The organism is Clostridium sp. TJA038, assembly GCF_058310255.1.
The window spans coordinates 22478-42943 of record NZ_JBZEFA010000005.1; the positions used below are offsets into that span (position 1 = coordinate 22478).

The 20466-nt window shown below is 28.4% G+C and carries 18 protein-coding genes; 16 read left to right on the plus strand and 2 right to left on the minus strand.

All coding sequences use genetic code 11. The annotated features are described in order from the left end of the window. The first annotated feature begins 1 nt into the window (after window position 1). Together carB and AC4FQV_RS09155 are read left to right on the plus strand one after the other, a co-directional pair. Entirely contained in the window at window positions 2-3205 is a 3204-nt protein-coding gene (gene carB / locus AC4FQV_RS09150; protein ID WP_491140060.1) for a carbamoyl-phosphate synthase large subunit, read from the plus strand. A gap of 412 nt (window positions 3206-3617) precedes the next feature. Then, a complete protein-coding gene (locus AC4FQV_RS09155; RefSeq protein ID WP_491165366.1) occupies window positions 3618-3902 on the plus strand; it encodes a YciI family protein in 285 nt (94 codons plus the stop codon). A gap of 57 nt (window positions 3903-3959) precedes the next feature. On the opposite strand, the gene AC4FQV_RS09160 is transcribed toward AC4FQV_RS09155, so the two are convergent. Further along, a complete protein-coding gene (locus tag AC4FQV_RS09160; RefSeq protein ID WP_491165367.1) occupies window positions 3960-5861 on the minus strand; it encodes a type I glutamate--ammonia ligase in 1902 nt (633 codons plus the stop codon). A 306-nt stretch (window positions 5862-6167) separates the two neighbouring features. On the opposite strand from AC4FQV_RS09160, the gene murI reads away from it, so the two are divergent. The 7 genes from murI to AC4FQV_RS09195 all read left to right on the plus strand — a co-directional run bounded on the left by murI (window position 6168) and on the right by AC4FQV_RS09195 (window position 12468). Further along, window positions 6168-6947, plus strand: a complete 780-nt coding sequence (gene murI, locus AC4FQV_RS09165; protein WP_491165368.1) for a glutamate racemase — start codon at window positions 6168-6170, stop codon at window positions 6945-6947. 204 nt (window positions 6948-7151) lie between these two features. Beyond that, the gene (locus AC4FQV_RS09170; RefSeq protein ID WP_491140056.1) at window positions 7152-7421 is read left to right on the plus strand and encodes an STAS-like domain-containing protein; all 270 of its coding nucleotides are present in this window, start codon (window positions 7152-7154) and stop codon (window positions 7419-7421) included. Window positions 7422-7651: 230 nt separating this feature from the next. Next, a complete protein-coding gene (locus tag AC4FQV_RS09175; protein WP_491140055.1) occupies window positions 7652-8164 on the plus strand; it encodes a peptidylprolyl isomerase in 513 nt (170 codons plus the stop codon). Window positions 8165-8192: 28 nt separating this feature from the next. Next, entirely contained in the window at window positions 8193-8567 is a 375-nt protein-coding gene (locus AC4FQV_RS09180; protein ID WP_491165369.1) for a DUF3783 domain-containing protein, read from the plus strand. A gap of 1 nt (window position 8568) precedes the next feature. Further along, a complete protein-coding gene (locus tag AC4FQV_RS09185) occupies window positions 8569-9240 on the plus strand; it encodes a S24 family peptidase (RefSeq protein WP_491140053.1) in 672 nt (223 codons plus the stop codon). A gap of 145 nt (window positions 9241-9385) precedes the next feature. Continuing rightward, on the plus strand, window positions 9386-11083 hold the full coding sequence (locus tag AC4FQV_RS09190) for a S8 family serine peptidase (RefSeq protein WP_491140052.1): 1698 nt from the start codon (window positions 9386-9388) through the stop codon (window positions 11081-11083). Window positions 11084-11154: 71 nt separating this feature from the next. Continuing rightward, window positions 11155-12468 (plus strand): peptidoglycan-binding domain-containing protein, encoded by a 1314-nt coding sequence (locus AC4FQV_RS09195; protein WP_491140051.1) that lies wholly within the window; start codon window positions 11155-11157, stop codon window positions 12466-12468. Window positions 12469-12498: 30 nt separating this feature from the next. Here AC4FQV_RS09195 and AC4FQV_RS09200 read toward each other — a convergent pair whose 3' ends face one another. Next, window positions 12499-13563, minus strand: a complete 1065-nt coding sequence (locus AC4FQV_RS09200; protein ID WP_491140050.1) for a YkvI family membrane protein — start codon at window positions 13561-13563, stop codon at window positions 12499-12501. 143 nt (window positions 13564-13706) lie between these two features. On the opposite strand from AC4FQV_RS09200, the gene AC4FQV_RS09205 reads away from it, so the two are divergent. The 7 genes from AC4FQV_RS09205 to glpK all read left to right on the plus strand — a co-directional run bounded on the left by AC4FQV_RS09205 (window position 13707) and on the right by glpK (window position 20360). Next, window positions 13707-14783, plus strand: a complete 1077-nt coding sequence (locus AC4FQV_RS09205) for a hypothetical protein (protein ID WP_491165370.1) — start codon at window positions 13707-13709, stop codon at window positions 14781-14783. 91 nt (window positions 14784-14874) lie between these two features. Further along, window positions 14875-15810, plus strand: coding sequence for a tRNA modification radical SAM protein MnmL/YtqA (gene mnmL, locus AC4FQV_RS09210; protein WP_491140047.1), 936 nt, complete (start codon window positions 14875-14877; stop codon window positions 15808-15810). Between the two features lie 25 nt (window positions 15811-15835). After that, the gene (locus tag AC4FQV_RS09215; RefSeq protein ID WP_491165371.1) at window positions 15836-16558 is read left to right on the plus strand and encodes a 2-phosphosulfolactate phosphatase family protein; all 723 of its coding nucleotides are present in this window, start codon (window positions 15836-15838) and stop codon (window positions 16556-16558) included. A gap of 272 nt (window positions 16559-16830) precedes the next feature. Further along, window positions 16831-17283 carry a hypothetical protein gene (locus AC4FQV_RS09220; RefSeq protein WP_491140045.1) on the plus strand — a complete coding sequence of 151 codons (453 nt, stop codon included), beginning with the start codon at window positions 16831-16833 and terminating at the stop codon, window positions 17281-17283. A 245-nt stretch (window positions 17284-17528) separates the two neighbouring features. Next, window positions 17529-18236: an MIP/aquaporin family protein gene (locus AC4FQV_RS09225; RefSeq protein WP_491140044.1), complete on the plus strand. Its 708-nt coding sequence runs from the start codon at window positions 17529-17531 to the stop codon at window positions 18234-18236. A 42-nt stretch (window positions 18237-18278) separates the two neighbouring features. Beyond that, window positions 18279-18839 carry a glycerol-3-phosphate responsive antiterminator gene (locus AC4FQV_RS09230; RefSeq protein WP_491140043.1) on the plus strand — a complete coding sequence of 187 codons (561 nt, stop codon included), beginning with the start codon at window positions 18279-18281 and terminating at the stop codon, window positions 18837-18839. An 18-nt stretch (window positions 18840-18857) separates the two neighbouring features. After that, window positions 18858-20360 (plus strand): glycerol kinase GlpK, encoded by a 1503-nt coding sequence (gene glpK / locus AC4FQV_RS09235; protein WP_491140042.1) that lies wholly within the window; start codon window positions 18858-18860, stop codon window positions 20358-20360. Window positions 20361-20466 lie beyond the last annotated feature (106 nt).

The following is a 20466-nucleotide window of genomic DNA, read 5'->3' on the forward strand; positions in this document are numbered from 1 at the left end:
TATGCCATTAAATAGAGAGATTAAAAAAGTTTTAGTAATAGGTTCAGGTCCTATAATAATAGGACAAGCAGCGGAGTTTGATTATTCAGGAACACAAGCCTGTCAAGCACTTAAGGAAGAGGGTATTGAAGTTGTACTTGTAAACTCAAATCCAGCTACAATAATGACAGATAAAGAAATTGCAGATAAGGTATATCTTGAACCATTAACTGTTGAATTTTTAGAGAAGGTAATAGAAAAAGAAAGACCAGATTCTCTTTTAGCTGGAATGGGTGGTCAAACAGGATTAAATCTTGCTGTTGAACTTTATGAAAAAGGAATTTTAAATAAATATAATGTTAAGGTAATAGGTACTTCCATAGAGTCTATTAAAGAAGGAGAAGATAGAGAATTATTCAGAAATATGATGAATAGAATCAATCAACCTGTTATTCAAAGTGAAATAATAACAGATTTAGATTCTGGAATTGCTTTTGCTAGAATGATAGGCTATCCAGTAATAGTTAGACCAGCATATACTCTTGGAGGAACTGGTGGAGGAATAGCTAATAATGAAGAGGAGTTAATAGAAACATTAACTTCAGGACTACAGTTAAGTACCATTGGGCAGGTTCTTTTAGAAAAAAGTGTAAAGGGATGGAAAGAGATTGAATATGAAGTAATGAGAGATTCCTTTGGAAATTGTATAACTGTTTGTAACATGGAAAATATTGACCCTGTAGGAATACATACAGGTGATTCAATAGTTGTAGCACCAAGTCAAACTTTATCAGATAAAGAGTATCAAATGCTTAGAAGTGCTTCAATAGATATAATAAATGCTGTTGGTATTGAGGGTGGATGTAATGTGCAGTTTGCTTTAAATCCACATTCCTTTGAATATGCAGTAATAGAAATTAATCCAAGAGTTTCTAGGTCCTCAGCTTTAGCTTCTAAAGCAACAGGTTACCCTATAGCTAAGGTTGCAGCAAAGATTGCTTTAGGATATGGACTAGATGAAATAAAAAATGCAGTAACAGGAATGACATATGCCTGTTTCGAACCATCATTAGATTATGTAGTTGTAAAAATTCCAAAGTGGCCTTTTGATAAATTTCAAGGGGCAGATAGGGCTTTAGGAACTAAAATGATGGCAACAGGAGAAATAATGGCTATAGGTAGTAATTTTGAAGCTGCCTTTTTAAAAGGTATAAGGTCATTAGAAATAGGTAAGTATTCCTTAGAGCATAAAAAATTTAAAAATCTTTCAATGTATGAGTTAAGAGAAAGGGTAGTTTCTCCAGATGATGAGAGAATATTTGCTTTAGCTGAAATGCTAAGAAGAGGATATAGAATAGATATGGTTTCAAAAATAACAGGTATAGATATATTCTTCTTAGAGAAATTTAGATGGCTAGTTGAAGAAGAACAAAAGCTTAAGCAAAGTACAATAGATGAATTAAATAGAGAGTGGTTATTAAAATTAAAGAGAAGAGGATTTTCAGATAAAGCTATAGCTAATATGCTTAAGGTTTCTCCAGATGAAATATATAGATTAAGAGATATATGGCATATAAAACCTGCATATAAGATGGTTGATACTTGTGGAGGAGAATTTGAAGCATTATCACCATACTATTATTCAACTTATGAGCAATATGATGAGGTAACAGTTTCAAATAATAAGAAGGTTATAGTTATAGGTTCAGGACCAATAAGAATAGGTCAAGGTATTGAATTTGATTATGCTTCAGTTCATTGTGTAATGGCACTTAGAAGACAAGGTATTGAAACAATAGTTATAAATAATAATCCAGAGACTGTAAGTACAGACTTTAGTATTTCAGATAAACTATATTTTGAACCTTTAACTGAAGAGGATGTATTAAATATAATAGATAAGGAAAAACCTAATGGCGTTATACTTCAATTTGGAGGACAAACAGCTATTAAACTTGCTAAGTTCTTAAAGGAGAAGAATATTCCAACTTTAGGTACAACTTCAGACCAAATAGATTTAGCAGAAGATAGAGAAAAATTTGATGACTTATTAGAAAGACTTAATATAGCTAGACCTAAAGGAAAAGGAGTTTGGAGCTTAGAGGAAGGCTTAGAAGAAGCTAGAAGACTAGGTTTCCCAATATTAGTTAGACCTTCCTTTGTATTAGGTGGTCAAGGTATGGAGATAACTCATGATGAAGAGGAACTAACATATTACTTAACAAATGCCTTTGAAAAAGACTCTAAAAATCCAATACTTATAGATAAATATTTAATGGGTAGAGAAATAGAAGTTGATGCAATATCTGATGGAGAAGATGTTTTAGTTCCAGGAATAATGGAACATTTAGAAAGAGCAGGAGTTCATTCAGGAGATAGCATAACTATGTATCCAGCTCAAAATATTTCAGAGAAAATAAAGGCAGATGTTTTAGAATATACTAAAAAATTAGCTTTAAGTATAGGAATAAAAGGGATGATAAATATTCAGTTTATTGAGTTTGAAGGAAAACTTTATGTAATAGAGGTTAATCCAAGAGCATCAAGAACAGTACCTTATATATCAAAAGTAAGTGGAGTTCCTATAGTTGATATAGCTACAAGAGTAATGCTTGGGGAAAAGTTAAAAGATTTAGGATATGGAACAGGAGTTTATAAGGAACCTGATTTAGTATCAGTTAAGGTACCTGTATTCTCAACACAAAAACTTCCTAATGTTGAAGTTAGTTTAGGACCAGAAATGAGGTCTACAGGAGAAGTATTAGGTGTAGGAAGAAATGTCTTTGAAGCTTTATATAAAGGATTTGTTGGGGCTTCAATGTATACAGGAGATAAAGGAAAGACAATATTAGCTACAATTAAGAAACATGATAAAAAAGAGTTTATTGATTTAGCTAAGGATTTAGATAAACTAGGTTATAACTTTATAGCAACTAAAGGAACAGCTAAAGAATTAAGAGAGGCTGGAATAGATGCAAAAGAAGTTAGAAGAATAGGAGAGGATTCTCCAAATATTATGGATTTAATAAAGAATAAAGAAATAGATTTAGTTGTAAATACTCCAACTAAAGCTAATGACTCTAAAAGAGATGGTTTCCATATAAGGAGAGCAGCAATAGAAAGAAATATAGGAGTTATGACTTCTTTAGATACTTTAAAAGCCCTAGTAGAATTACAAAAAGAAGGGGCAGATAATAGAGAGTTAGAAGTATTTAATTTAGTATAAAAATTTAGTATATAAAAGGTTCTGTTTAGTTAATAGCTAGACAGAGCTTTTTTTATTTAATTTTGTGGATAAAAAAATTAAAGGAATAACTGTGGATAACTTTAAAAATTGAAACCTGTGGATAATTTTTGAGTTCTTTAGAGATATAAAATTATTATTTTATTTTAAAAGTACTTAGTTATTATACTATAAAAACATTAATATTCAAGTTAAATTAAGGAGAAGTGAAAATTAATTTATTTATTAAATCTTTATAAAGATTATATTCTTTTACCTTGACAAGGGAACATATGTTTTATAAAATTAAGAAGAAATACGAACATAAGTTCTTATTTTTCTTATTTAATTTAGGAATATATTAAAAGTTAACATAATATAATAGCATATAATAAATTTTAGGAGGTTAATTTATATGACTAAAAGTAGTGGTATGTTTGTAAAAATAAATTATAAGGTAAATGGAAGTAATAAATTACAAATAGAGCATAAAGCTAAAAGATATAATGATACTACTGCTAAAAAGTATGTATTATGTGGTGGGGCTTACTTTAGAAATAGAGGTACTATAATATTTCATGCTAATAATTTTAAAGAAGCTGAAGATATAATAAATAATAATCCTTTTGTATGCTATGAAGATTATTCTTTTGAGATATTAAGTAAGAATTATATAAATTTAGGAAATACATATAATTAAAAAATGACCTTTTTTAAAAAGGCCATTTTAATTTTAAAATTATTATATATTCTAAATTTATATATCTAATAAATTCTTTTTGTAAGTTGAATAAAGTTCTCTTAATTCACTTATATTTTTATCAAGTTTTATTTGTAAATCAGAAGCTTTTTCAAAATCAGATTCATTTATAGCATTTTTGATTTGAGTAAATAGGCTTCTTCTATGATAAGTATCTTTCATAGTTACATGTCTTAATTCATTTATAGTCATCCATGTTGAAACATCAAGGTCTAATGCTTTATCGCAACAATGAAGTTGTTTAGCCTCTCTTATATCCTTTGTATATGAAGGAATTATTCTTGAAGTTATTTCTGTAGTCCATCTCTTAGTAGTTGCCATTTTAAAACTATTTATAAGTTTGTCTGTAAATACAGAATTGAATTTTAAAACTTCAACTTTTTCTTTATATTTATCAAAGGCATTTAAGTTTTCAAAAACAGTACATGGAGCTACACCAAAATATTCATTTCTTTGAGCTTCTGTAAAGTCTTCAAAGACATCCTCTTCACTTCTATAAGCTCTAGATTTTTCTAAATAGTCTGCTTCTTCACCAGGTTTTTTAGATAGTTCTTTTAAAAGTTCATCTTCTGTTTTATTATTTTCTAAAGCATATTTTATACCATCTAACATGGCCATATAGCTTGAAGCTATACAAAGATAAGTATTAGTAAATGGATTTGGAGATCTAAGCTCAAATCTAGTTGCTAAAGGATTATGAGGGTCTCTTATTAAACCTGCTAATATAGTTCTATTTCTAGAAGGAATTTCAGGGCTTTGTCCTAGAGATGTAACTATACAAACAGGAGCTTCAAAACCAGGTTTTAATCTCTTTAATGAATCTGTTGTAGCTGAAATAAAAGGATTCATAACTTCGTAATTTTTTAATATACCCATTATAGAACCATAGCCTATTTTGCTTAGGAAATGATTTTTAGTTGGATTAAATAAATTTATTATTTTTCCATTTTTTAATTTTAAACTTATGCTTAAATGAGTATGTTCACCACTACCAGCAACTCCAGCTATTGGTTTTGCAAGGAAAGTTACTTCTAATCCATTTCTTCTGAAAGTTTCTTTTACTAAGGTTCTTATAAATAATTCATTATCAGAAGCTTGCATAGCATCAGAATATTTCCAGTCTATTTCTAGTTGTTCCATTATATGGTCGAATTGGCCTGAGGAAGTAAGTTTAGCTTTTACTCCACCAACTTCTTTATGTCCCATTTCAGGTTCAAAGCCATAAGCATCCATATATAATAAACTTTGTTCTAAAGCTGTTCTAACATTTCCTTTAGTTCTTGTCCAATATTGTTCTTGTAATACTTCAGAAGTAGAAAGTTCCTCAATTAAAGCTTTATCATTTGGTGTTTTAACCCAAAATTCTAATTCTGTTGCAGAAGTTAATAAAAGGTCTTCTATATCATCAAATTTTATATTTAATTCATTTAAAGTTTCTGGATATTTTTTTAAAAGATTTAATATGTTTGATTTGAAAGTATCAATTGCATTTTTTAAGATATGTCTAGAGTCTACTGCTTTATCTTCATGAATTAAAAAGCAAGGTATTCTAAGTGTTCCTACAGGTCTATTGCTTAAGGGGTCTATAAAATCGTAATTGTAGTCTACGAACCAATTACAGTCTAAATCAGCTATCATATCAACTTTTGCGTTATTTAATGTTGCTATGCCTGGAAGTACTACAGAGGAACCGTCAGTTTGTACTGCTGTACCATGAAGGAAAGATTCCATGTCCTTTAAGAATAATTTAGATGGAATTTTTTCATCAGTATCGTTACCAGCTAAATCAACTCCAACTAAAGATACGAATTTTATCTCAGGGTGTTCTTCAAAAATAGAAATTAAACTTTCTTTATTATGATATTTTTTAGGAATTGTAAATAATAAATTGTTGTTCATAATAATCTAGAAGAAATACAAATATATTAGTAATTTATATATTGTAATAATCTTCTGTTCACATCCTTTCATTTTTATGACTATAGTTATTTTTGGTTGTTTAAAAACGTATAATGATATGATATTTATCTAAGAATATTCGTTATATACATATTCTTAAAAAGATTTTATTACAATAGAATATTACTGTCAATATATTTTATATTTTAGTATAAGTGTAAAATATGAATTTTAATAGATTTATTTTTAAGAAAGTTATAAAATTATCTTAGGATTAAATTAAGTACTTAAAAGTGAGGGATAGCAATGCAAGATGATTTAAAGAATGCGCCTATAGGTTTTTTTGATTCTGGCTTAGGAGGCTTAAGTGTTTTGAAAAAAGCTTTAGAAATAATGCCAAATGAAAATTATATATATTATGGGGATTCTAAGCATGCTCCTTATGGAGAAAAAACTCCAGAAGAAATAACCGAACTTTCCTTTAAAGCAATTGAATTTTTAAGAGAAAAAGGGGTTAAAGCTGTTGTAATAGCTTGTAATACTGCTACATCTGCAGCAGCTAAAAATCTTAGAGAATATTATAAAGACATGCCTATAATAGGAATAGAACCTGCTTTAAAACCAGCTATAAAATTACATGATACAGGAGTTGTAATAGTTATGGCAACAAAGGCGACTTTAACTCAAGAAAAATTTAAAAATCTTATGAATAAATATGGAGAGCATAGAGAGGTTATACCACTTCCTTGTCCTGGATTAGTAGAGTTTATAGAAAAGGGAGATTTAGATGGAGAAGAAGTAAGAACTTTTTTAAAGGAAAAATTAAAGCCTTATAAAGAGAAAAAGATATCTAGCATAGTTTTAGGATGTACACATTATCCTTTTGTTAAAAAAGTAATACAAGATATAGTAGGAAATGAAGTTGATATTATAGATGGAAGTGAGGGTACTGTAAGAGAATTAGAGAGAAGATTAAAAGAAAAAAATATTTTAAATGATTCTAAGAAAAAAGGTGAACTATATATTTTTAATTCATTAGAAGATGATGAGATATTAAATTTAAGTAGAAATCTTTTAGAGATATAAAAATTAGTCTACAGAAATATTAAAGCAGAGTATGAAATGCTTAAATATTTCTGTAGATTTTTTTATTTTAAATTTTTAACAAAAAAAGTTCGTTAAAATATTGACAAATTATTAGGGGGTTGGTATTATAATAACTGTAAAGAGAATTTTCAGAAAATTTGAAAAAAACTTCATGGTGATTGCAGAAATAGGGAGGAATTGACAATGATAATAAACGTTAAAGAGTTTTTAGGAGAGAAGTTAAACGTTGAGGATGCAATAGTTCTAAGAGATTATATTGAAGAAAATTTTAATGGAGAAGTAGAGTTGGACTTCACAGGAGTTGGAAGAGTTTCAACAACTTTTTTAACTTGTTTATTTACAGATATGATAAATAAAGAGGGAAGAGACAATATTATTTCAAAAATTAATGTTAAGAATTTATCAAACTATAAAGATTATTCAAGAGTAGTAGTGGGAACTACTTTTGCTTAAAAGATATTTATGAAGAGATTGAGATTTAAAGATTTTGTAATAGATTTAAAGGTAACATGTATAGAATTTAAAGTTTAAATGCTATATATGTTACCTTATTTTTATTTTTTAATATTTAAGCAATATTCCATTGTTATGAGAAATAATATATAATTTTATACAAAGAAGGATTAAGATTTTAGTTTAAGTAAATAATACTAAATAGTTAAGTTGAAAGGAGAATTAATAATATGAATCCAATAGTTACAATAGAAATGGCAAATGGAGATAAAATAAAAATAGAATTATACCCAGAGGTTGCTCCAAATACAGTTAAAAACTTTGTAAGTTTAGTAAAGAAAGGTTTTTATGATGGATTAACATTCCACAGAATAATACCAGGATTTATGATACAAGGAGGATGCCCAGAGGGTACAGGAATGGGTAATCCAGGATATAGAATAAAAGGTGAATTTACAAGAAATCAATTCCAAAATAACTTAAAACATTCAAGAGGAGTTATATCAATGGCTAGAGCTATGAATTTTGATTCAGCAGGAAGTCAATTTTTCATAATGCATGAAGATTCACCACATTTAGATGGACAATATGCTTCTTTTGGTAAAGTTATAGAAGGTATGGATGTTGTTGATAAAATAGCAAATGTAAAAACTGATTATAACGATATGCCAGATGAACCACAAGTTATGGCTAAAGTAACTGTAGAAAATGCAGATAATATAGGAGAACCAGAAATACTTTAATTTATAAATGTATGGGAGGTAGATTAGCATGAATATGTTAAAAAACAGCAAGGCTATTCTAACTTATGGTTTAAACGAAAAAGAGATAAAAGACCTTCAAATAACAGGGCACAAGGTTATAAATATAAGTGATGAAATGACTTCAATGAACGTTCAAGATATTTTAGATGGTTTTAGATTTGAAGTTGTTTCAAATAAAAATTTTGATGAGAAAGTTGTTATTTTTAGCAATTTCCCTGATGAAGAATTGCAAATGATGGTTTCAGCAGTAAAGCTTATAACAGAAAATCCTATAATGGCTGTAGTTACAGAAACCTCAAAGGATTGGCAGTTTGATTATCTTGTGGAACATTTGATTGAAGAGAGAGAATGGTATAAAGGTATGCAAGGAGGAAAAGCTTAAAATGAGTAGAGTTGGGGAAAGAATAAAAGAGGCTAGAGAAAAGAGTGGAATTACACAAAAAGCTTTAGCAAAAAAATTAGGTGTAGCAGAAAAATTCATAAATGAAGTTGAAACAGGAAGAAAAATAATAAATGAAGCACTTATATCAAAGGTATCAAAGGTTTTAAATACAGATTTAAATGATATAAATATGGTTGTTACAGATGAAGAACTTCAAAAAGAGATTAAAGCTGAAAGACAAATTAAAAAGACAAAACCAGCGGAAGTTAATGAGGTTTGGAATCAAGCCTTTGGATCAGTTTTAAAAAATGTACCTATTTATGATTATTCTTTATCACAAGTAAAAGGATATAAACAACTTCCAACTGCTTCAAATAAAATAGACGGTCATGCAGCTAATAAAGTTTTTTATTTAAAAATAGAAAATAACGATATGGCTGGTTATAGAATACAAAAAGAAGATTTAGCATTATCTTATTCAATAAAAGAGATAGAAAATAATTCTATATGCCTAGTTGAGTTTAATGGAAAAAGAGTTGTTAGACAAATAAAAAAATTAGATAACGTTAAAGCTTTATTAATAAGTAATAATGGTAGTATGAGAACAGAAACTGCTAATATAAAAGAATTAAAACCTATTGCAAAATTATATAAAATAGAGTTTGATTTATAAAGAAAAAGGATAGCTAGATTTAGCTATCCTTTTTTATTTATAAAGTTATCAAATTAAGTAAATTTTGAATAAAATAACTATAAGATAAAAGCCATATTAAAATTAAATTTATAAATCATTATCAATAAATAAGGAGAGTTTTATTTTGGAAAATGAATATAAAGTAGGGATAGATTTTATAAATACAATACCAAAACAAATATTAAATAGTTTAATAGATAAGTACTCATCAGATAATGGTGAGTTAGAACTTGTAGTTTTATATGGAGAAAATTATAAAAAGTTTAAAATGTCTGTAGATAAAATAGGTGCTAAAGTTGATGACTTAGGCTATGGTTTTGGGATTCTTATAATAAAGTTTAATGATTTAAATAGAATAATTGAACTAGAAGGATTGCAATATATAGAACTTCCTAAAATTTTATATACATCTTCTTATGATAGTAATAGAGCTTCTTGTATTCCTTCTGTTTGGAATAATTATAATTTAACGGGAGAAGGAATATTATTAGGTTTTTTAGATACGGGAATAGATTACACTCATGATGCTTTTAAAGATAATGAAGGAAACACTAGAATTGAATATATATATAATCTTGAAAGTGGAGCTGTTTATGATAAAAATAAAATAAATGAAGCTTTAAGAGCTGAAGACCCCTTTAGTATAGTTCCTGAAGTAGATTTATCAGGTCATGGAACTCATGTTGCTGGAATAGCCTGTGCAGGAGGGAATATAAATTTTGATAATTATGGTGTTGCATATAAAAGTAGTATAGCTATGGTGAAAATAACTAGTGATAATAGTTTAAGGGCTGCTTTAAGTACTCAACTTATGAGAGGATTAAAATTTTTAATGGATAAAAGTAATGAACTTAATAAACCTTTAGTAGTTAATATAAGCTTAAGTACAAATGATGGTTCTCATAATGGAAGTAGCTTATTAGAAAAATATATACAAGTTTTTACCCAATTACAAAAAGCTATTATTGTGGTTGCTGCTGGTAATGAAGGTAATAGTTCTCACCATGTAGGTGGAAAAATGCAGAAGGTGGAGGAGTTAGATTTAAATATAGGAGAAGAAGAAACAGGAATAATTTTAGACTTTTATAAGCCTGTTTTAGTAGATGTATCTATTGAAGTTATTTCTCCAACAGGTATTAGCACAGGACCTATGGATTTATCAGAAGATTATAAAGAAAGATTTGTAGGAAGAGAAAAAATAGTTGTTTATAGTACAGGACCTAAACCTTTTGATATACAAGGACAAAGCACTATAAGTATTTTACCTTTAAGAGGACATATAACCTCTGGAGTTTGGAAAATTATAGTGAAAAAATTAAACAATTATGAGGGATTTTTTGATATTTGGCTTCCTATAGCAGAAGGATTAAATGAAAGAACAAGATTTTTACAACCTGATGTTTATAATACTTTAGGAATACCAGCTACTGTAGAGGGAGTTATATCTGTAGGTAGCTATAATTTTTTAAATAATAATTTATCTGCATTTTCAGGGAGAGGCGTTGTAAGACCAGAGTGGCTTATAAAACCAGATTTAGTTGCACCAGGAGAAAATATACTATCAACAATTGAGGACCAAGGTTTTGATACAAAAAGTGGAACTTCAATGGCAGCACCACAGGTTGCAGGAATATGTGCACTTCTTTTTGAATGGGGAATAATAAAAAATAATGACCCATTTTTGTATGGAGAAAGAATAAAATATTATTTAATAAAAGGAGCAAAAAGAACTATATTTGGTCAAGCTTATCCAAATCCAGACTTAGGTTATGGTTTTGTTTGCTTAGATAAAACTATGGATTTATTAATAAATAGAAGATAATTAAGTTGTTAACAAATCATAAAATAAAATCATAAAATATAGAGTATTAATTTTATATTAGGAGAACTTATATGGCTTTAGGAGGACTAAAAGTTCAATGTTTTAGTGAAAAAAATAAATATATACCTATTGATAAATGTAAGGTTAAAATAACTCAAACAGGAGAAGATGGAGTAGCTATTGGAGAAACAATAGAAGTATATACAGATGATACAGGAAGTACAGATACTGTGGAGTTACCAGCACCACCTATAGAAAATTCTAATAATCCAGGTTCTATTCCTTATAGTTTTGCAGAAATAATTGTTGAAAGAGCAGGTTTTTCTCCTGTAGAAATAAAGGGTGTTCAAATATATCCTTCAAGGGTTGCACTTCAAAACATAAATTTACTTGAAAGTAGAGATTATAGGCGAGAAGATATTATTGATATACAACCTAATAGATTAGTTGGAAATTTCCCACCTAAAATTCCAGAGTCAGAGGAGAAAGAATTACCACCAGCAAAGGGAACGGTGGTTTTACCAGAACCTATAGTTCCTGAATATATAGTTGTTCACAATGGAAAACCAAATGATAATTCTGTAGCAAATTACAAAGTTTCTTATAAAGATTATATTAAAAATGTTGCTTGTTGTGAAATATTCTCAACCTGGTCTGAAAATACTATAAGAGCCAATGTTTATGCTATAATTTCCTTTACATTAAATAGAATATATACAGAATGGTATAGAGGAAAGGGAAAAAATTTTGATATAACTAATTCAACAGCTTTTGACCATGCTTTTAGCTATGGAAGAAATTTTTATGATAATATAAGCAGAATTGTAGATGAAATTTTTTCAACATATATGAAAAGATTTAATGCTAAACAACCACTTTTAGCACAATATTGTGATGGTATTAATGTTAAATGTCCAGGATGGATGACACAATGGGGAAGTAAATATTTAGGAGACCAAGGGAAAGCGCCTTATGATATTTTAACATCTTTTTATGGAGATGATTTAGAGTTAAGGTCTGCAAAAAAAGTTAAAGGAAGTCCAAAATCTTATCCAGGATATAATATAACTTCAGGTTCTTTTGGAGAAGCTGTAAAAACAGTACAACAACAGTTAAATTATATTTCCAAAGCATATCCTTTAATTCCTAAAATTGCTGTTGATGGTAAGTTTGGACCTAGAAGTAGAGAATCGGTTAGAACTTTTCAAAAAATATTTAATTTACCTCAAACTGGCGTTGTAAATTATGCAACATGGTATAAAATATCAGATGTTTATGTAGCTGTAACTAAAATGGCAGAGCTTAGGTCAAGTGGAGAAATGAAAGTTTTTTATCCCCCAACTATTATGGATATAAAAGATAATGTACCTAAGATAATTTATTAAAAAATAAAACTGGGAATTATTTTCCCAGTTTTATTTTTTATTTTTCTTTTTGAATTTAAAAAAGTAAAAATATATGCATTGAATTATAAATACTAAACTTAATACCCCAAACATTGGATATAAGGTTGATATTAAATTTGAAAAGCCTATTAAAGAAATAGGAAGAGCTAAAATTAAAACTACAAAAATAGCATGTTTATATTTTATTTTAAAGCTCTTAGTAAGAGTTTTACTTATTGAATAAACATCTGAAACTTCAGTTGAGAACATTTCAGCTAAAATAATCATTAAAAGCATTATTTGAATAGGTTTCCCAAATCTATCTGCAATATAAAGAAGGGGAATTTCATATTGGAATATTTGAGGTTGGTTTACCATAAGCATTGAATTTATAAATAAGCATATTACTGTTAAAAGAACAGAGCCTAAAATAATTCCAAGGGTCATTATCTTTTTATTTTTTATTTCATTACTTAAAGGAACTATAACTCCACAACAACAAAGTATGTTATATCCAGCATAAAGAAGTCCAGAGGTAAAAACTCCCTTGCTAAGAGTTGGTGTAGATGATATTAATGCTTCTGTAGTAATTGGGTCCTTTGAAAAGGCTACATAAAGAATCATAAGTGTAGTTATTACTATTATTAGAGAAGGAACAATAATAGAATTTATCTCAACTAATCCATTAGTTTCTCTCATAAGAATTAATGAAGCTATAATAGCCATAAAAAGTGAGCCTATAATTTTAGGAATACCAAAGTATTGGTTTAACAAAGCACCACTACCAGCTAAGATTATAGAAGCACTAGATATTAAGTAAAATGTTGTTATTATTCCTGTTAATTTACCTAAAATATTAGGACTTACAATACTTATTACTTCACTATAAGAATTTAATTTGTGTTTAATACTGATTCTTGAAATTATGTTGCAAAGTAAGATATAAAATAATCCTGTAAAAATAATAGTTAGAAAACTTTTATAGCCATAAACTGTAAAGAAGTTTGTTATTTCCTTTCCAGAGGCAAGTCCTGCTCCAACTATAGTTCCTATAAAAACAAAAGCTACTTGAAAGACTTTTATAATATTTTTCATTAAATCACCTCCCTAACTAAATATATAAGTTGTAAAGAAGGTTTATTCTTAAATCTAAAAAGTAAAGTTTATTATTTTTTTAATACTTTTAATCTATTTGGAAAACCTAAGAAAAGGACTTATTTTAAGAGAGGAATGATTAAATGTTTAAAAAAATAGGCTTATATTTATTTTTAACATCCTTATTTTTTCTTGTAGGTTGTAATGGGGTTCAAAGTAATATAAAGGAAAGCAAGGAGTTAAAAGAAAGTGTTAAAAGTATATATTTTGACAATAAAATAGCTGTAGAAGTTGCAAAAGAATATATAAATGCTATTAAAGAAAATAATATTGAAAAGATTAAAGAGCTTTCAAATGAAGATATTGATAAAAATATAATAGTTATTCCTAACAAAGAATATGAAATTATAGGTATAAAACAAATTTCAACTGCTCAAATGGGAAATAAAACAATGTTTAAGTTTAATATTACAAGGAGTAAAAAAGATGAGCCTAAAGCAAGTTTAGAGGAATATTATTTAGAGGTTATGAAAACTAAGGAGGGAAATTATAAAGTTTCAAAATTAAAGTCTAGAGAACTTTATAATGTGTTTTCTAATAAAGATAAATTAAAAATAAGAAAAGATGATGAAGTAGAGATAAATACTTTAATAGATTTAAAAAGCATACCTAATAAAATTTATCCTAAAGTTAATGTTATTGACATAGCAAAGGTGGATGTGCCTAAAGAAAAATTTTCAGTTTTAGAAATTTCATTTTCAGGAGATAAAGTTGCAATTTCAACATATAAAAATGAGGATTCTTACATAGGTGTTGTTGAGGTTGAAGATGCTAAGGAAACTTTAGTAAAAGAAGGTGAAGAAGAAGGAAAAGAGGAGAAAGATAGTAATAAATTAATAGGAAAAAAAATAACTTCCTTAGATGTTTTAAGAGGAAGTAAAATTACTAGCTTACATTTTTCAGAGGATGACGGATATGTTATTGTAAATTATATTAAAGAAAATAATAATAGGTTTAAGGTTTATAAAAGTAGTGGAGAGATAGTTTATTTAGAATTAGATGATATATTTAATGAAGAAGAATATAATCTAATTTATGAGAGAATAGAAGACAATAATATAATTATGAATGTTACTAAAGCATCAAAAAATAATGGTGAAAGCAATTTAACAGGAAGATATAAAATATCTTTAAAAGATTTTAAACTTAAAAAACTATAGTATAATATAAAATAAGTTAATCATAAATAAAAAGTTATGATTAACTTTTTTATTTTAAAGAAATTTTTATTTTAATGAAAAGGTGATATAAATGGAAAAAAGAAAAACATGGGGAGATAAAAGATATAATACTTTAAATAGATTTTTAAGAGAAAAATTTGGAGAAAAGGTATTTAAAATAAGTTTAGATGGAGGATTTACATGTCCAAATAGAGATGGAAAGGTAGCTAAGGGTGGATGTACATTTTGTAGTTCAAAGGGGTCAGGTGATTATGCAGGTCAAAGAACTTTAAGCATTTCAACTCAGTTTGACAATGTTAAAGATATGATGAATAAAAAATGGAAAGAAGGAAAGTACATAGCGTATTTTCAAGCTTATACAAATACATATGCTCCTGTAGAGGAACTTAGAAGAAAATATGAGGAAGCAATTAATAAAGAAGGTGTTGTTGCTTTAGCTATAGGAACAAGACCAGATTGTATAAATGAAGAAGTTTTAGATTTACTAGAGGAGATGAATAAGAAGGTTTATACTTGGGTAGAGTTAGGGCTTCAAACTATTCATGATGATACTGCTAGAAGTTTTAATAGAGGATATGATTTAGAAGTATTTGATAAAGCTATGGAAGGATTAAAGAAAAGGGGAATAGATACTGTAGTTCATTGTATTTTTGGTCTTCCTGGGGAAAGTAAAGAGCAGATGTTAGAAACTGTTGATTATGTATCAAGATGTGGAGCACAAGGAATAAAGCTTCATTTACTTCATTTAATGAAGGGAACAAGAATGGTTAAGGATTATGAAGAAGGAAGGTTAAAGTTTCTATCTCAAGAAGAATATATTGATTTAATATGTAAGGCTATAAGTAGAATACCTCAAGATATGGTTATACATAGATTAACAGGTGATGCACCTAGAGAACTTCTTATAGGACCTATGTGGAGTTTAAAGAAATGGGAAGTTTTAAATGCAATTGATAAGGCTCTTGAAGATAATGACATTTATCAAGGAAAATATTTTGAGGAATAATTTATAGCAAGGTGGGGGATTTTTTATGAAGATTGATGTTATAATTTCAGCGGATTATATAGATAGTGAAAAACTTAAGGGAAAAGTAGCTGTAGTTATAGATATGTTAAGAGCTACATCTGTAATTACAACAGCTATTTACAACGGAGCTAAGGAAGTTATACCAGTAGTTGGTGTAGAGGAAGCCTTTGAAAAAGCTAAAGAGTTAAGAGCTTTAGGAGAAGAAGTATTACTAGGAGGAGAAAGAAAGGCTTTAAAGATAGAGGGCTTTAATTTTTCTAATTCTCCTTTAGAATATAAAAAAGAATTAGTTAATGGAAAAGTTGTAATAATGTCTACAACAAATGGGACTAGGGCTTTAAATTTATGTAGTAAAGCAGATAAAGTTATAGTTGCTTCTGTTTTAAATGGAAAAGCTATAGCTAAATATTTAGAAAATGAGGATAAAGAAATAGTATTCGTTAATTCTGGAACTAATGGAGAATTCTCTAGTGATGATTTTATTTGTGCAGGATATATAATAAGTGAAATATGTAAGGATATAAAGGCGAATCTTACAGATATAGCTAATACTGCGAAATATGTTTATGAAAGTAGTAATGGTATAGAGGATTTTATAAAAGATGCTAAGCACTATAAAATTTTAAAAAATCTAGGGCTAGAAGAAGATTTAGAATATTGTTCTAAGGAAAATTTAATTAATTTAGTTTTAGAATTTAAAGATGGAGAGATAAAAAATATAAATTAAAATATTAATAAAAAATAAATAATAGGAAGTAACTATTTATATTATGAATAAATAGTAAAATAATCTTATTTTAGAATATTTTGCTTTTAATTGAAGTTTATTAAAAAGATAAAGCAATATTTTGATAAAGTATATAAAAACATTTATTAAAATTTTCATATTAAAAGATTAACTTTAATTTCTTGGTAAACAGTTAAAAACTTTAGTTTGTTAATGCAATCTTAAGATTATATTATGTTTATAGGATAAGATATTAAAGAGGAGATGTTTTTATGAAAAAGAAATTATTGGTTGTTCTTGTTGCTGCAGTAATGGGCTTACAATTAGTAGGTTGTGGAGGTTCTAGTGAAGCTGCAAACAAAGATTCTTCTGATAATAAAGCTGTTACAGAAGAACATAAAGATAAAGAAAAAGATGATGTTGTAGATAATGATAGTTTATCAAGTGATGTATCTGAAGTTTATTTAGGACTTAAAGAAGAATATTTAGAAGTTCTTGAAAATAAACAAATGAAAGAATGGGATGAAGAAAAGAGTAAGGCTTTAAAAGACTTAACTGAAATTAAAGATATGACACCTAAGGATGATAACACTATAAATGATGCCATAACTGATATAGAACAATTGATAGAAAAATATCAAAGTTCTTTAGATGGAAGTGGAGCTGACCCAACAGCTATACAAAATTTAGAATCAGAAATTGAACAACTATTATTTAATAAATAAAAGATAGAGGGTGAAAATCCCTCTTTTTTAATTTTATGGAAAGATTGTTAAATTTTTAATTTGTTGAAAACAATTTCAAAAGGTGGTAAAATAATATTGTAAAGGAATACAAAGTATATACTTATATTCAACTTGTGTAAGAGTTTTTAGAGTTAAACACGAGAAATTCATATTTTTTGGGTTTAGCTCTTTTTTATTTTAAATTTTAAAAACTAAATATATTAATTACTAGGTGGTGGAAAGTCATGGTAAATCAATTCTTGGCTGAGCTTTTTGGGACTGCGCTTTTAATATTATTAGGGGATGGAGTAGTTGCAAATATAGCTCTTAAAAAAACTAAGGGTAACAATGCAGGACTTATAGTAGTAACTGTAGGTTGGGCAATAGCTGTAGCTATTCCAGTTTACATTTTTGCTAGAGTTAGTGGTGCTGTTTTTAATCCAGCTGTAACTATTGCTTTAGGATTAACGGGTGGACTAACTTGGATGCAAGTTGTTATCTTCTGTATAGCTCAATTTTTGGGTGCTTTCATAGGCGCTGTACTAGTTTATTTAACTTATTACAATCATTTTCAGTCTACTGAAGATCCAGAAGCAAAGCTTGGAACTTTCTGTACTATACCAGCTATTAGAAATTACAAATGGAATTTTTTTACAGAATTCATAGGCACTTTTGTTCTAATGTTTGGAATTTTAGGGCTTGGTGATGTAAAAATGGCAGATGGAATAATGCCAATAGCTGTTGGTTTATTAATTTTAGTTATAGGTGTATCTTTAGGAGGACCAACAGGTTATGCAATTAATCCAGCTAGAGATTTAGCACCTAGATTTGCACATTGGTTACTTCCTATGAAAAATAAGGGTGGCTCTGATTGGGCTTATTCATGGATTCCAGTTGTAGCACCAATAGTTGGGGCAGTAGCAGGGGCATTGGTATATACAAGTATATTTTAAGCGTATAATTAACTTATGAGGATTATAAGGAGGCTATAGAGAATGATTAATTTTAAAAGAATACTTGAAGATAACCCTATTGTAGCAGCAGTAAAGGATATGGAACAGTTAAATAAGGCTTTAGAAACTGAGGTTGATGTTATTTTTGTTTTGTTTGGAAATGTTTTAGACATTATAGATATTTCTAATAGAATAACAAAAAAGAATAAGATTGGAATATTGCATATAGATTTAGTTGACGGCCTTACAAATAGAGAAATTGTTTTAGAATATTTGAAGGAGAAAACTACTTTTAATGGAATAATAAGTACTAAAGCTCAGACAGTAAAAAGTGCAAAAAAGCTAGGGTTAGTAGCTATTCAAAGGGTTTTCATTTTAGATAGCCTTTCTTTTCAAAGTACAAAAAACCATTTAGTTGATGAGTGTGATGCAGTTGAAATGTTACCAGGGTTATTGTTTAAAGTAATTAAAGAATTATCAAGAACAATTCAGAAGCCATTAATAGTAGGTGGTTTAATTTCAGATAAAGATGATGTTATGGGAGCTTTAAAATCTGGAGCTACATGTATATCAACAACGAAAGAGGATATATGGAGGATATAAAATTAAGAGGTGAGTTTTATGAATAAATATATAGTAGCATTAGACCAAGGAACAACAAGTTCAAGAGCGATAATTTTTGATAGGGAACAAAATATTATCGGAGTAAGTCAAAAAGAATTTAATCAAATTTATCCAAAGGAAGGTTGGGTTGAACATGACCCTATGGAAATATGGGCAACTCAATATAGTGTTCTTCAAGAAGTTATGGCAAAGTGCAATATTACTCAAGAAAATATAGCTGCCATAGGAATAACAAATCAAAGGGAAACAACAATTGTATGGGATAAAAATACAGGAGTTCCTATATACAATGCTATTGTTTGGCAATGTAGAAGAACAGCTGATATATGTGATGAGTTAAATGAAAGAGAAGGTCTTGTAGATTATATTAGAGATAATACAGGTCTTGTACTTGATGCTTATTTTTCAGGAACAAAGATAAAATGGATATTAGATAATGTTGAGGGTGCTAGAGAAAAAGCAGAAAAGGGAGAACTTTTATTTGGTACAGTAGATACTTGGCTTGTTTGGAAGCTTACAAATGGAAAGGCTCATGTAACTGATTATACTAACGCATCTAGAACTATGATATTTAATATAAAGACTCTTGAGTGGGATGAGAGAATGTTAAAGGAATTAGGTATTCCTAAGAGTATGTTACCAGAAGTTAAAAATTCATCTGAAATTTATGGATATGCAAACCTAGGTTCAAAGGGAGGAATAAGGGTTCCTATAGCTGGTATAGCTGGAGACCAACAAGCTGCTTTATTTGGACAGGCTGCTTTTAATAAGGGGGATGTAAAAAATACCTATGGAACAGGTTGTTTCTTATTAATGAATACAGGTGATGAATTAGTTAAAAGTAAATCAGGTCTTTTAACAACTATTGCTATTGGTATGCATGGAAAAGTTCAATATGCCTTAGAAGGTTCAGTTTTCGTAGGTGGAGCTGTTATTCAATGGCTTAGAGATGAATTAAGAATTATAAGTGATTCTAGCGATACTGAATATTTTGCTACAAAGGTAGAGGATAATGGTGGAGTTTATGTTGTACCAGCCTTTGTTGGACTAGGAGCACCTTACTGGGATATGTATGCTCGTGGAATAATAGTAGGATTAACACGTGGAACTAATAGAAATCATTTAATAAGAGCTTCTCTTGAGTCAATTGCATATCAAACAAGAGATGTACTTGAAGCTATGATAAATGATGTTGGATGTGATATAAACTGTATAAAAGTAGATGGAGGAGCAAGTAGAAATAACTTCTTAATGCAATTCCAAGCTGATTTAGTTGGTAAAAAGGTAATAAAACCTATAATTACTGAAACAACTGCTTTAGGAGCTGCTTATCTTGCTGGATTAGCTGTAGGATATTGGAATGATAAAGAAGAAATCTCTAAATTCTGGTATGCAAGTGAGGAGTTTGAACCTTCTATATCAGAAGAAAAGAGAAATAAATATCATAAGAAATGGAAGAAAGCTGTAGAGAGAGCTAAAGATTGGGCAGTAGAAGATTAAAAAAAGTGTGGAAACATTTACAAAAGTGTGTTATAATTAATTTAGAAGTTAATAAATAGTTTTGATTTTGTGTATAAGAGAAATAGAGCTAGACACAAAAAGGATA

What these genes read in the sequence shown, in the direction of transcription:
- carB (WP_491140060.1), top strand. Translation starts at nt 2, where the DNA reads ATGCCATTAAATAGAGAGATTAAAAAAGTTTTAGTAATAGGTTCAGGT.
- AC4FQV_RS09155 (WP_491165366.1), top strand. Translation starts at nt 3,618, where the DNA reads ATGACTAAAAGTAGTGGTATGTTTGTAAAAATAAATTATAAGGTAAAT.
- AC4FQV_RS09160 (WP_491165367.1), bottom strand. Translation starts at nt 5,861, where the DNA reads ATGAACAACAATTTATTATTTACAATTCCTAAAAAATATCATAATAAA.
- murI (WP_491165368.1), top strand. Translation starts at nt 6,168, where the DNA reads ATGCAAGATGATTTAAAGAATGCGCCTATAGGTTTTTTTGATTCTGGC.
- AC4FQV_RS09170 (WP_491140056.1), top strand. Translation starts at nt 7,152, where the DNA reads ATGATAATAAACGTTAAAGAGTTTTTAGGAGAGAAGTTAAACGTTGAG.
- AC4FQV_RS09175 (WP_491140055.1), top strand. Translation starts at nt 7,652, where the DNA reads ATGAATCCAATAGTTACAATAGAAATGGCAAATGGAGATAAAATAAAA.
- AC4FQV_RS09180 (WP_491165369.1), top strand. Translation starts at nt 8,193, where the DNA reads ATGAATATGTTAAAAAACAGCAAGGCTATTCTAACTTATGGTTTAAAC.
- AC4FQV_RS09185 (WP_491140053.1), top strand. Translation starts at nt 8,569, where the DNA reads ATGAGTAGAGTTGGGGAAAGAATAAAAGAGGCTAGAGAAAAGAGTGGA.
- AC4FQV_RS09195 (WP_491140051.1), top strand. Translation starts at nt 11,155, where the DNA reads ATGGCTTTAGGAGGACTAAAAGTTCAATGTTTTAGTGAAAAAAATAAA.
- AC4FQV_RS09200 (WP_491140050.1), bottom strand. Translation starts at nt 13,563, where the DNA reads ATGAAAAATATTATAAAAGTCTTTCAAGTAGCTTTTGTTTTTATAGGA.
- AC4FQV_RS09205 (WP_491165370.1), top strand. Translation starts at nt 13,707, where the DNA reads ATGTTTAAAAAAATAGGCTTATATTTATTTTTAACATCCTTATTTTTT.
- mnmL (WP_491140047.1), top strand. Translation starts at nt 14,875, where the DNA reads ATGGAAAAAAGAAAAACATGGGGAGATAAAAGATATAATACTTTAAAT.
- AC4FQV_RS09215 (WP_491165371.1), top strand. Translation starts at nt 15,836, where the DNA reads ATGAAGATTGATGTTATAATTTCAGCGGATTATATAGATAGTGAAAAA.
- AC4FQV_RS09220 (WP_491140045.1), top strand. Translation starts at nt 16,831, where the DNA reads ATGAAAAAGAAATTATTGGTTGTTCTTGTTGCTGCAGTAATGGGCTTA.
- AC4FQV_RS09225 (WP_491140044.1), top strand. Translation starts at nt 17,529, where the DNA reads ATGGTAAATCAATTCTTGGCTGAGCTTTTTGGGACTGCGCTTTTAATA.
- AC4FQV_RS09230 (WP_491140043.1), top strand. Translation starts at nt 18,279, where the DNA reads ATGATTAATTTTAAAAGAATACTTGAAGATAACCCTATTGTAGCAGCA.
- glpK (WP_491140042.1), top strand. Translation starts at nt 18,858, where the DNA reads ATGAATAAATATATAGTAGCATTAGACCAAGGAACAACAAGTTCAAGA.